Origin of the sequence: Microlunatus speluncae (assembly GCF_009299835.1) — a bacterium.
Taxonomy (GTDB): Bacteria; Actinomycetota; Actinomycetes; order Propionibacteriales; family Propionibacteriaceae; genus Microlunatus; species Microlunatus speluncae.
This window is the reverse complement of sequence record NZ_VKCZ01000014.1, coordinates 882,973-894,118: the sequence shown is the minus strand read 5'-3', so window position 1 is coordinate 894,118 and position 11,146 is coordinate 882,973. Positions and strand designations below refer to the sequence as shown.

Sequence of the window (11,146 nt, the reverse complement as noted above, 5' to 3'; positions counted from 1 at the left end):
GCCGGAGTCGACCCCTCCGTGGGCTCGGTCGGTGACGCCTACGACAACGCCCTGGCCGAGTCCCAGATCGGCGCCTACAAGGCCGAACTGATCCGGCCCTACGGCCCGTGGCGCGATGTTGATCATGTCGAGATCGAGACCCTGCACTGGGTCCACTGGTTCAACCACGAACGAACCCACGAATCCGTCGATGACCTCACACCCATCGAAGTCGAGACCACCCACTACGCTGCAAGAAACCGTCTCATCCCGACCGGGTAGAGACACAAACCGAGGTACCCGGAAAACCCGGGGCGGTTCACTGCTCCGCGTCCATGACCTCGGCATCGATGCTCGCCGCAAGATCAACCGGCCCACGACCCGGACCATCGCCGCGTGGCGGGCCCGGAAGAACGACACACTCGTCCTGGCCACCGCCCGCGCCGAGGCCACCCGGCTCGCGAGCCGGATCCTGGCCCTCGACACCGAGCTCGACGCCAACGAACGCTCTCTGAAAGAAGTCGTCCACGCCGCCGCCTCAACCCTGCTCGACCTGCCCGGCCTCGGCCCCGTCACCGCCGCGATCGTGCTCACCGCCTGGTCCCACCCCGGTCGCGTCCGTGACGAAGCAGGCTTCGCCAAACTCGGCGGCGTCTGCCCGCTCGAGGTGTCCTCAGGACGCCGGCAAGAACACCGCCTCAACCGCACCGGCGATCGTCAACTCAACCGCGCCCTGCACACCATCGCCAACAGCCGCATCAGACACGACACCCGCACCCGCAACTACGTCGCACGACGCACCACCACAGGACTCACCAAGCCCCGAATCCGCCGCTGCCTCAAGCGCTACATCGCCCGCGAACTTCACCGGCACCTCGCCGCAGCAGGGTTTGACAACCCATAGAAGCGTCTCAGGGAGCGAAACCCCTGCCGGGCCGCGCACGCGGGGGTTGGAGGCTGCCGACCGTGACGTGGCTTGCCGGGGGCTGACCCAGGCACCTGACAGCTCCTGATCAAGGCGAGCTTGGAAGGGTGATCCGCGCCAGGGCGAGGCCGCTTTCCCCGGCGACGGAGTAGACGAGGTAGAGGTTGCCGGATTCTTCGTAGATCGCGGGGTCACGGAGTTGATGCACCGGGCCCGGTGCGGCTCCGCGGCTGGAGGGATGAATCGGCAGGTGTGCGCCCTCGTAGGATTCGGTCGGCTCCAGGATGGTCGTCGGTGGAGCAGACGGTTTCCATTCGGACCAATTCTCGGTCAGCTCGACGGAGGAATGGAGAATTCGCTCCGGGGCGTCCCCGGCATTGGAATACCACACGTGCAGACGGGAATCCGACCGCCAGACGGCGGAATGGCGGGTGGCCGGTGGGAACAGCAGGTGGCCGGGCCGGAACGGCTGCAACGGGTGCGGCGACCGGAGGATGCGTCCACCATTGACGAGGGCGTACCAATCCCCGCGCCACGCGAACACCCGGAAGTACGGATCTCCGAGATCCTCGGGGCCATCCTGGAAATCAAGACCATTCGTGGAAGTTGCGACCCTCGTGACCTGAGCTGATTGTCCCCGGCGCGCGCCGTGGTAATACATCAGGATCCGCCGCTCATCCGACGATACGTGGACATCCGGCGACGCAAGGTGATCGTCGAAACTCGTGTCCGCGAGTTGCAGCACGCCCGGCCGGAAGATCGTCCATGGCCCACGCAGTTCATCCGCGTACGCCAGGCGAATCCGGGATCCGTGGTGATGGGCGAAGTACAGGTAATAGCGCCCGAGGGGATTGTCGACCCAGTCGGGCACCCGGATCAGCGACGGCCCGTTGATGTTCTCGCCGATGCTGTCATCCAGGCCGGGATGAATCAGCAGCCCGAGCCGGGTGGCCTCATGGCCGCTCGTCATTAGTGGCGGGATTGCTCGAGGAGGCCGAGTAGATACTCGCCGTAGCCGGATTTCGCGAGTTCCTGGCCACGACGTTCGAGGGCTTCGTCGGAAAGGAAGCCCTGGCGCCAGGCGGCTTCCTCGGGGGCACTGACCTTGAGGCCCTGGCGGGCCTCGAGGGTGCGGACGAAGTTGTTGGCGTCGTTGAGGGAATCGACGGTGCCGGTGTCGAGCCAGGCGGCGCCGCGGGGGAGGACGGCGACCTGGAGCTTGCCGGCCTCCAGATAGTGCCGGTTCACGTCGGTGATCTCGTACTCGCCGCGGGCGGACGGCTTGAGGTCGCGGGCGATGTCGATCACCGTGTTGTCGTAGAAGTACAGGCCGGGCACGGCGTAGTTCGACTTGGGCTTGGCCGGCTTCTCCTCGAGCGAGATGGCCTTGCCGGTCTTGTCGAATTCGATCACCCCGTACGCCTGCGGATCCGCCACCCAGTAGGCGAATACGGCACCGCCGTCAAGATCACCGAAGCGGCTCAGGCTGGTCCCCACGCCCGGCCCGTAGAAGATGTTGTCGCCGAGCACCAGGGCGACCCGGTCGTCGCCGATGAAGTCCGCGCCGATCACGAACGCCTGGGCCAACCCGTTCGGTACGGCCTGCTGGGCGTAACTGATCGAGATGCCGAACTGCGACCCGTCACCCAGCAGTCGCTCGAAGCCGGGTGCGTCGTGCGGGGTGGTGATCACCAGCACCTCGGAGATCCCGGCGAAGATCAAGGTCGACAGCGGATAGTAGATCATCGGCTTGTCGTACACCGGCACCAGCTGCTTGCTGATGCCGAGGGTGACCGGGTGCAGGCGGGTTCCCGACCCTCCGGCCAGGATGATGCCGCGCATGCCTGGATCTCCTCTCGCTGGTCGAAGCCGAGATCCTACAAGCCTTCCAGCAGCCGGCGCAGGTGATCACCGTCTTTGTCGAGGTCGAACACGAAATCGGAATGGAACGCCTCGGCCGACCACTCGCCGTCGATCGGCTTGTTCAGCGCCGGGCACCAGAAATGGTGATAGCTGTCGCCGCGCACGCTGGCGATCAGATACTCGTTCGAGGCTGTGTAGTGATCGGAACCGATGACGATCCGGACTCCGGGCCGATCGCTGTAGATCATGCTGAGCATGCCCGACCCGCCGTAACCGGCGATCACCTGCGCGGCCGCGAAGATCGCGATCTGGTCCGGGATCGACATCGTCTCCGGCCGGACCACCTTGAAGCCCTGGTCGACGAAGATCTCCTCGAGCTCGTCGGCGTTCTTGCACTGCCGGTGCGACTCCCGATCGCGGCTGACGAAGATCCGCTGGGCCCGGTCGACCTTGGACTCCGGCCGCAGCACCGCCCGCAGCTGATCCCAGATCCGGCTCAGGTCGGGATCGAGATAGCGACGGTTGTGGAATTGCGGCGTGGCTCCGATCAGGGTCTGCACCCGGACCGGGTCCCGGAACGTACGGATGTCGGACTCGTCGATCCCCAGGGCACCGAGCAGGGTCCGCTGGAACGGCTTCAGATCCTCGGCGTCGCGGCCGATGCCGATCAGCAGCCGGCAGTCCGGGTAGCGTTCCTTGGCCAGCTTCCACCCCCACAGCCGGGACAGGTCCTCCGTGACGAAGTGGCCGAAGTGCCCGGGGAACTCCGAGTCGAGATGGAAATAGCTGCCGTCCAGCTCTTCGGTCGGGCCGAAGCCGTCCGGCAGGGTCGCGACCGTGTTGTTGACGTAGGTGGTGCCGCGGGCATGCCGCCGGGCCGCGAGCGGATGGTGGAACGACCAGGGCAGGATCACGCCGTCCTGCAGCACCAGCTGCCGCGGCCCGCAGATCACGTCGTGATGCACCCGGAGCACCCGGTCAGGCACCGGCCAACGGGACGGCAGCCGGAACGCGTACTGCGGGTCGTTGACCGCCAGCCGGCTGCGAGCCGCGTAGGTGAATCCGGGCCGTCGGGCCAGCTCCTGCCCCCAGCCGTCACCGATCCGCGCGGACAGCGCCGGCTCGACCTCGGCGTCGTACAGCTTGACCAGATGCCGGCCGCGTTTGGTCGCCATCAACGACCCGGCGGTCACCTCGGCGACCTCGAGATAGCGGGTCAGGGTCGGCTCGGCGGCGATCAACGCGGAGATCTCGTGCGCCGACATCCGGCTGGCCACCGTCGCGCCGCGGCGGCGCGGCTGTCGGTCGGTCTCGTCCTCCAGCCCGGTGATCAGATAGTGGCCGCCGTCGGCCAGATAGTACGGAAAGCGGCGCAGCGCGTACTTCTTGATCCGGGACCGGGTCACCGCGTCGACGATGGCCTGCTGTGGCGGCAGATCGCGCAGGATGGTGGCGATCTCCGGGGTCTCGGTGACAAGCTTGACGCTGACCCGGTCCGGCAGCCCGGAACCGCTGGACACCAGCCGCAGCACCGGGCGCGGCGACTTCCCGGTGATCAACACGAGCACGATCTGCGCAGCCGGGAACCGCTCGATCGTGTCGGCCAACTCGATCGGGGCGTCGGCGATGATCATGATCCGGTTCGGCTGCTTGGCCCGCAGCGGCTTGATCTCGGCGCCCCGGATCCGCACCGGCCGGTGGCGCCGGACGAAGTCGCCGACCGTCTCGGTCATCGAGGCCGGAGCCGAGCCGATCACCTTGCGCGAGTTCCCGGCGGCCCGGAGCAGCCTGCGACGCACTCGGCCGGGGAGTGCGCTGAGCGCGATCCGGTTCCGGCTGGCCATGAAGATCATGGTAGTAACTGCGCCGCCGTTCGCCCAGGACGACACCGCATCTCGGGCAGGGCAGTCGGAGTCGCCGGGCAGTTTCGGAGGCACGGGACGGTTAGGGTGGCGAGCATGTCGAAACTGCTGGTCACCGGGGGCGCCGGGTTCATCGGGTCCAACTTCGCCCGCTACCTGGTCGAGCACACCGAGGACACGGTGACGGTGCTGGACAAGCTCACCTACGCCGGTGATCTGACCACGCTGGAGGGACTGCCACCGTCCCGGGTGATGTTCGTGCAGGGCGACATCTGCGACGCCGCGACGGTGGACGGGTTGGTCCGCGACTCCGACGTGGTGGTGCACTTCGCCGCCGAGTCGCACAACGACAATTCGCTGTCCGACCCGTCGCCGTTCATCCAGACCAACCTGATCGGCACCTACACGCTGATCGAGGCGGCCCGGCGGCACGAGACCCGCTACCACCACATCTCCACCGACGAGGTGTACGGCGACCTGAAGCTGGACGATCCGGCCCGGTTCACCGAGGAGACGCCGTACAACCCGTCCAGCCCGTACTCCTCGACCAAGGCCGGGTCCGACCTGCTGGTCCGCGCCTGGGTCCGCTCGTTCGACCTGCAAGCGACGCTGAGCAATTGCTCCAACAACTACGGCCCGTACCAGCACGTGGAGAAGTTCATCCCGCGGCAGATCACCAACATCCTGGACGGCGAGCGACCGAAGCTGTACGGAGCCGGGCTCAATGTGCGCGACTGGATCCACGTCGACGATCACTCCAGTGCCGTGCTGGCGGTGATCGAGCGGGGCCGGATCGGGGAGACCTACCTGATCGGCGCCGACGGGGAGAAGAACAACCTCGAGGTGGTGGAGACGATCCTGCGGCTGATGGGCCGCCCGGCGAATGACTACGACCACGTCAACGACCGGGCCGGCCACGACCTGCGCTACGGCATCGACGCGACCCGATTGCGGCGCGAACTGGACTGGCAGCCGGTCTATCGCGACTTCGAGTCGGGCCTGGCCCAGACCATCGACTGGTATCGGGCGAACGAGGCGTGGTGGCGGCCGAAGAAGGCCGCGACCGAGGCCAAGTACGCCTCCGTCGGGCAGTGAGGCTCCGATGGCTGAGCTGACCGTCGAGCAGACCGCCATTCCCGGGTTGTTGATCATCGACCTGGACGTCCGGGGGGACAACCGCGGCTGGTTCAAGGAGAACTGGCAGCGCGAGAAGATGATCAAGCTCGGCCTGCCCGACTTCGGCCCGGTGCAGAACAACGTCTCGTTCAATGCGACCCGGGGTGTCACCCGCGGCTTCCACGCCGAGCCGTGGGACAAGTTGATCTCGGTCGCCGCCGGCCGGATCTTCGGCGCCTGGGTGGATCTGCGGGAGGGGCCGACCTTCGGCACCGTGGTCACGGTCGAGCACGGGCCGGAGCGGGCCGTCTTCGTGCCGAGCGGGGTCGGCAACGCGTTCCAGGTGCTGGAGCCGGGCACCGCGTACTCGTACCTGGTCAATGATCACTGGAGCGCCGAGGCGCGCGACTCCTACAAGTTCGTCAACCTGGCCGACCCGAGTCTGGCCGTCTCCTGGCCGATCCCGCTGGCCGAGGGCGAACTGTCCGAGGCGGACCAGAACCATCCTGTGCTCGCCGACGTCCAGCCGTTCCCGGCCCGGCGGACCGTGATCATCGGCGCCGGCGGCCAGGTCGGCCGGGCGTTGCAGCGGCTGCTGCCGGACGCGCTCGCACTGACCCGGGCCGACTGCGACCTGGCCGATCCCGAGGCGCTGGAGAAGCTCGACTGGCGCACGGTGGACACGGTGATCAACGCTTCCGCCTACACGGCGGTCGACGCGGCCGAGACCGAGGACGGCCGGCGGCAGGCCTGGCAGGTCAACGTCCACGCGGTCGGCCGACTGGTCGAGAAGGCGCGGCAGCACCGGCTGCGGCTGGTGCACATCTCGTCGGACTACGTCTTCGACGGCACCCGGGAGACCCACGACGAGACCGAGCCGTTCTCGCCGCTCGGGGTGTATGGCCAGACCAAGGCGGCCGGCGACGCACTGGTCGCGACCTGGCCGCGGCACTATCTGCTGCGGACCAGCTGGGTGGTCGGCGACGGCAAGAACTTCGTCCGGACCATGGCCTCGCTGGCCGACCGCGGCATCGCCCCGGCGGTGATCGACGACCAGCACGGCCGGCTCACCTTCGCCGCCGACCTCGCGCGGGCGATCGTCGACCTGCTCGCCGGCGACGTGCCGTACGGCACCTACAACGTGTCCTGCGACGGACCGGTCCGCACCTGGGCCGACCTCGCCGCCGCCGTCTACGTCGCCCGCGGCCGGTCGGCCGACGAGGTGACCCGGGTGAGCACCGAGGCGTACGGCGAGGGCAAGGAGCTCGCCCCGCGCCCGCGGCACAGCGCCCTCGACCTGACCAAGGCGAAGGCCGCCGGCCTGACCCTGCCCGACGGCGACCGGGCCTTGGCCACATACATGGCGACCCTGGAGCCCAACGGAACCTCGTAGTCGGCTGAATCCGAGGCTGCTATCATTTTGCTAGCAGACGGATTTGGGGGCTAGTCATGGCGACGATCATCGTGCGAGATCTCGACGACGAGCTGAAGGCCGAGTTGGCCGCGCTCGCGGCGGCTCACGGTCGTTCGATGGAGGCCGAAGTCCGAGTGATCATCGGTGAGGCCGTTCGTCGGCGTGGACGCAATCTCGGAGTTGCCCTGTTGGAGCGGTTCGGTGAGGCAGGCGGAGTGGAGTTGCCAACTCGCCCGCGGGCAGGGTCTCCACGCGCGGCCTCGTTGGACGAATGATCGTCCTCGACACCAACGTCGTGTCGGAGTTGATGAAACCTGCGCCCGACCCGAAGGTCGTGACCTGGGTCCGTGCGGCCGAGGAACCGCAGTTCGTCACCACGATCACGATCGGGGAGATTGTCTACGGCCTTGAGCGGTTGCCCGGTGGACGACGACGGAGCTTCCTTGAAGCGGCGGCCGAGGAGCTCTTCGACGACTTCCGCGAGTTCGTGCTCGGGTTCGACGCAACGGCAGCGCGGCGGTACGGAGCGTTGGTGGCCGCACGGGAGCGGCTGGGCCGGCCGATCAGCACCGAGGACGCCCAGATCGCGGCGATCTGCCAGGCGGCCGAGATGGCGTGTGCGACCAGAAACACCGGTGACTTCGATGATCTCGGTCTCCGCCTGATCGACCCCTGGGTCAGCTGAGCTCGAAGCGGCCGGGGACCGGGAGGTAGCGGTCGAGGAAGTCGCGGATCAGACGGTCGGTGCGGGCCGGGTCGGCGTCGTCGGAGTGGCCGTCGTTGATGCAGAAGCTGTCGACGTTGCGGCCGCGGGTCAGCCGGTTCAGCTTGTCGCGGCCGGCCGGGGTGGTCGGGTCGATGTATTCGTACCGGATCGGGCCCGGCACCGCCGCGCCGACGGTGTAGGCGAAGTTCAGGTAGAACGAGCCGGCCGCGGCCACGTCGTCGGTGGTCCGGAAGGTCGCCCGCCGGGTGGCGGCGAACACCTCCGGAAACCCGGCCTCGAGCTCGGTGATCACCGACTTCCGGGTGGCCACCGCCGCATGGAAGAACTTGGTGAAGACGGTGACGCCGTGCCGCTCCTGGAGCAACCGGCGGGCGTTCTTCGCGGCCGAGGTCGAGGCCACCTCACCGGCCGCCGGCGGATCGAGATCGACGGTGGACCGGGACCGGAAGAACTTGCCGATCCCGTTCGGATGGAAGAACAGCTCGGGCGGCACTGGCCGGCCGATGATCATGTCGTCGTTCAGATAGAGATAGTGCTCGGCCAGGCCCGGGATCCGGTGCAGGCAGGCCTCGATCGCGTGCGAGTTGAACGAAGGCAGGCCGTCGCCGTCGGGCCAGATGTCCTGATGCGGAACGACGCTGATCCAGGGATCATCGGGTCGCAGCCAGGTCGGCCGCTGACCGGCGGTGACGATCCAGACGTGGTTGATCCAGGGCGCGAACTGTTCGACCGAGCGGAGGCTGAACCGCAGCTCGTCGTGGTCGGCGTAGCGGGCCGGGTCGAGGGACCGCTCGGTGAGCCGGGCCGGGTCGCTGCCGCCGGCCGCCGCGGTCATGCTGCGCAGCCACTCCGGATCCGAGCCGTCCACCCAGGTGTAGACGAGGTCGATCGGGAAGCCGACGGCGTGCACCGGCCGGTCGGCCAGCGCCGGCGGCACGGCCCCCGGCTCGCCCAGATCGCTGTCCCGGAGCCGGTCGATGATCTCGTTGTAGACCAGGCTGGTGTGACCGCCGTCGGCAACCTGGCGCCAGAAGTGCAGCTCGATCCGATGATCATCACCGGCGCCGAAGGTCGAGCCGGGGGAGGCGATGCAGCACTCCCAGAGGGCCAGGCCGCGGACCTCGGCCGGCAACCGCTGGGCCGCCGGTCGGCCGACCCGGCCGGTCCGGCTGCCGGACGGTCGGAGTGGTTCGGCGTACCAGGCCGGCCCCAGCGTGGCCAGCAGCCGCAGCACCTCGGGCCGGTCCTGCTCCCGGACCCCGAAGGTCGGCCGACGCCGCGGCCGGGTCGGCAGTTGCCAGTAGCCGATTCCATGATCATCGAGCAGCGACCGCAGCCGGGTCACCAGCGACGCGGCATGGTCGGGCAGCCGCAGCTCGGGCTCGATCCGGGCGATCACCGGAATGCCGTCGATCGTCGTTCGCCGATGATCATCGAGCAGGGCCGGCCCCATGATCATCCGGCCGGCCGAGAGCTGCCGGCGGAGCCGTAGCAGCTGGCGGTACGTGCTCCGCCGGAGCTGATCGATCACGCCGTACGTCCCTCGCCGTCGGCCGGATCGGACTCCCAGGGTGCGGCGACGGGGAAGTAGCGGTGCAGGAAGTCCGAGATCACCTGCTCGTCGCCCTCCTCCCGGATCGCGTTCAGGCAGAAGGCGTCGTAGCAGCGGTAGCGGGCGATGTCGGCCAGATCGCGCGCACAGGCCCGACCCTCCACGTCCACGTAGCGCTGGATGATCCGGCCGCGTTCGGCCTGCCCGGTGGCGAGACCGTACCCGTGGTGCAGGCTGCAGGCGGCCAGATCGGACAGCGACCGGAAGGTGGCCCGCCGGGTCTCCGCGAACGCCTCCGGGAACTGGCGCTCCAACTCCTCCAGGACGGGGCGGGACAGGGCCTGCGGCACGTGCAGGTACTTGTGGTCGATCAACCGGCCGGTGGCGGTGGCGATCATCATCCGGTTGTTCTTGCCCGAGGCGTCCGGGGCCAGGTCGTGCGGGTCGGGCGGCCCGGGCGGCACGGTCTGGTTGCTGGGGAACACGACCGGCCGGCCGGTGCCGGGGCGGAAGAACATCTCGGGCGAGACCGGGCGGCCGAGGAAGAAGTCGTCGTTGAAATAGATGAACTTCTCCGACAGCCCGTCGATCCGGTGCAGGCACGCCTCGATCGCCTGCGAATTGAAGGTCGGCAGGCCGTCCTCGCCCCGCCACAGGTCGGCGTGCGGGACGATGCTGACCCGGCCGTCGGCCGTCGTCCGCCCGTCGCCCACGCCGGCGAACCAGGATGGGACCTGCCCGTTGGTGACGATCCAGATCCGGCGCGCCCAGGGCGCGAACTCGGCGATCGAGCGCAGGCTGAACCGGAGCTCGTCGTACTGCCGGAACCGGGCCGGCGTCGCCGCGGCCTGGGTCTGCCGTTCGCCCGGCTTGGCCGCGTCGTAGTCCCGCTGCCAGTCGGGATCGGCCGAATCGACCCAGGTGTAGACGATGTCGACCGGCTCGGTGACCAGCGCGGGCTCGTTCGGTGCCGCGGTCACGTCGAGGATCAGCCGGACCGCCGCCGGGCCGCCGAGGTGCCGGCCGGTCGTCGCGTCGATCGCATGCTCGGTGACCTGCCAGCTCGCGCCGGCCAGCTCCGCGGGCCGGCGGCCGGCCGGCACCCAGGGCCGGCTCAGCGCCCGGTCCGGCAGCAGGACATTTCGGATCGCGGGCCCCAGCACGAAGCCGGCGAGCGAGCGGTCCGCGGCCCGGCCGGGGTCGCGGTCCGGGTCGTAGCGCTGCACCACCAGGCCCGGATGATCGTCGGACAGGGTGCCGAGCACCCGCCACAGTTGATCTTGGTCGAGGTGGTCGACGGCCAGCGTGATCGGATGGTGCCAGTGCGCGGTGATCGGCCGGACGACGCCACCGTGGGCCTGCACCGCGGTGACCAGGTCATGAACCAGGTGCTGGCGGTGGGTGTCGAACTGCAGCCGTTCCACGAAGCCGGCCGGCACCGGATGGCCGCGATCGATCACCGCCGCCGGATAACGGCGCAACTCGACGCGGTAGCGCAGCCGCTGCACCCACCCGATCAGCAGGGCGAGCTTGTGCTGCAGGTTGAGCCGGGCCCGGCGCAGGACGCTGATGATGCCACGACCGGTCGCCGTCCGAGTGCGTACCGCCACCGACGTCCAGAACCGGGGGGCCGTGCCGGATCGGGACATGCGCGACACTCTAACCATCAGGCGGCACCCGGCGGGCACACCGCGCGCAGCCGCGCCGA

11 protein-coding genes are annotated in these 11,146 nt (G+C 68.8%); 6 read left to right on the top strand and 5 right to left on the bottom strand.

The genetic code is table 11. The annotated features are described in order from the left end of the window. Both FNH24_RS20840 and FNH24_RS20835 read left to right on the top strand, forming a co-directional pair. A partial coding sequence (locus FNH24_RS20840) for an integrase core domain-containing protein (protein WP_152364101.1) occupies window positions 1-261 on the top strand: 261 nt, incomplete at its 5' end. After that, complete coding sequence (locus tag FNH24_RS20835; protein WP_152364100.1) at window positions 191-883, top strand: transposase; 693 nt, start codon at window positions 191-193, stop codon at window positions 881-883. The genes FNH24_RS20840 and FNH24_RS20835, both read left to right, overlap by 71 nt. Before the next feature lie 109 nt (window positions 884-992). On the opposite strand, the gene FNH24_RS20830 is transcribed toward FNH24_RS20835, so the two are convergent. Genes FNH24_RS20830 through FNH24_RS20820 form a run of 3 tightly spaced genes read right to left on the bottom strand, consistent with a single transcriptional unit; the run spans window position 993 to window position 4,611 of the window. Continuing rightward, window positions 993-1,874 carry a glycoside hydrolase family protein gene (locus tag FNH24_RS20830; protein WP_152364099.1) on the bottom strand — a complete coding sequence of 294 codons (882 nt, stop codon included), beginning with the start codon at window positions 1,872-1,874 and terminating at the stop codon, window positions 993-995. Beyond that, window positions 1,874-2,746 carry a glucose-1-phosphate thymidylyltransferase RfbA gene (gene rfbA, locus FNH24_RS20825; protein ID WP_152364098.1) on the bottom strand — a complete coding sequence of 291 codons (873 nt, stop codon included), beginning with the start codon at window positions 2,744-2,746 and terminating at the stop codon, window positions 1,874-1,876. Before rfbA ends, FNH24_RS20830 begins: the two co-directional genes overlap by 1 nt. 35 nt (window positions 2,747-2,781) lie before the next feature. After that, window positions 2,782-4,611, bottom strand: a complete 1,830-nt coding sequence (locus FNH24_RS20820; RefSeq protein ID WP_152364097.1) for a glycosyltransferase family 61 protein — start codon at window positions 4,609-4,611, stop codon at window positions 2,782-2,784. Between the two features lie 114 nt (window positions 4,612-4,725). On the opposite strand from FNH24_RS20820, the gene rfbB reads away from it, so the two are divergent. From rfbB to FNH24_RS20800, 4 genes are read left to right on the top strand one after another with little or no spacing between them, the layout of a single operon-like run. Continuing rightward, window positions 4,726-5,724, top strand: coding sequence for a dTDP-glucose 4,6-dehydratase (gene rfbB, locus FNH24_RS20815; RefSeq protein WP_152364096.1), 999 nt, complete (start codon window positions 4,726-4,728; stop codon window positions 5,722-5,724). A 7-nt stretch (window positions 5,725-5,731) separates the two neighbouring features. After that, window positions 5,732-7,138, top strand: coding sequence for a sugar nucleotide-binding protein (locus tag FNH24_RS20810; protein ID WP_152364095.1), 1,407 nt, complete (start codon window positions 5,732-5,734; stop codon window positions 7,136-7,138). A 56-nt stretch (window positions 7,139-7,194) separates the two neighbouring features. Further along, entirely contained in the window at window positions 7,195-7,434 is a 240-nt protein-coding gene (locus FNH24_RS32685; RefSeq protein ID WP_152364094.1) for a FitA-like ribbon-helix-helix domain-containing protein, read from the top strand. Next, window positions 7,431-7,844, top strand: coding sequence for a type II toxin-antitoxin system VapC family toxin (locus tag FNH24_RS20800; protein WP_152364093.1), 414 nt, complete (start codon window positions 7,431-7,433; stop codon window positions 7,842-7,844). The genes FNH24_RS32685 and FNH24_RS20800 overlap by 4 nt, the downstream gene beginning before the upstream one ends. Here FNH24_RS20800 and FNH24_RS20795 read toward each other — a convergent pair. After that, the gene (locus FNH24_RS20795; protein WP_152364092.1) at window positions 7,837-9,417 is read right to left on the bottom strand and encodes a stealth family protein; all 1,581 of its coding nucleotides are present in this window, start codon (window positions 9,415-9,417) and stop codon (window positions 7,837-7,839) included. The genes FNH24_RS20800 and FNH24_RS20795 overlap by 8 nt on opposite strands. Continuing rightward, a complete protein-coding gene (locus FNH24_RS20790; protein ID WP_161606238.1) occupies window positions 9,414-11,087 on the bottom strand; it encodes a stealth family protein in 1,674 nt (557 codons plus the stop codon). The genes FNH24_RS20795 and FNH24_RS20790 overlap by 4 nt, the downstream gene beginning before the upstream one ends. Between the last annotated feature and the right edge of the window lie 59 nt (window positions 11,088-11,146).

What these genes read in the sequence shown, in the direction of transcription:
- FNH24_RS20835 (WP_152364100.1), top strand. Translation starts at nt 191, where the DNA reads ATGACCTCACACCCATCGAAGTCGAGACCACCCACTACGCTGCAAGAA.
- FNH24_RS20830 (WP_152364099.1), bottom strand. Translation starts at nt 1,874, where the DNA reads ATGACGAGCGGCCATGAGGCCACCCGGCTCGGGCTGCTGATTCATCCC.
- rfbA (WP_152364098.1), bottom strand. Translation starts at nt 2,746, where the DNA reads ATGCGCGGCATCATCCTGGCCGGAGGGTCGGGAACCCGCCTGCACCCG.
- FNH24_RS20820 (WP_152364097.1), bottom strand. Translation starts at nt 4,611, where the DNA reads ATGGCCAGCCGGAACCGGATCGCGCTCAGCGCACTCCCCGGCCGAGTG.
- rfbB (WP_152364096.1), top strand. Translation starts at nt 4,726, where the DNA reads ATGTCGAAACTGCTGGTCACCGGGGGCGCCGGGTTCATCGGGTCCAAC.
- FNH24_RS20810 (WP_152364095.1), top strand. Translation starts at nt 5,732, where the DNA reads ATGGCTGAGCTGACCGTCGAGCAGACCGCCATTCCCGGGTTGTTGATC.
- FNH24_RS32685 (WP_152364094.1), top strand. Translation starts at nt 7,195, where the DNA reads ATGGCGACGATCATCGTGCGAGATCTCGACGACGAGCTGAAGGCCGAG.
- FNH24_RS20800 (WP_152364093.1), top strand. Translation starts at nt 7,431, where the DNA reads ATGATCGTCCTCGACACCAACGTCGTGTCGGAGTTGATGAAACCTGCG.
- FNH24_RS20790 (WP_161606238.1), bottom strand. Translation starts at nt 11,087, where the DNA reads ATGTCCCGATCCGGCACGGCCCCCCGGTTCTGGACGTCGGTGGCGGTA.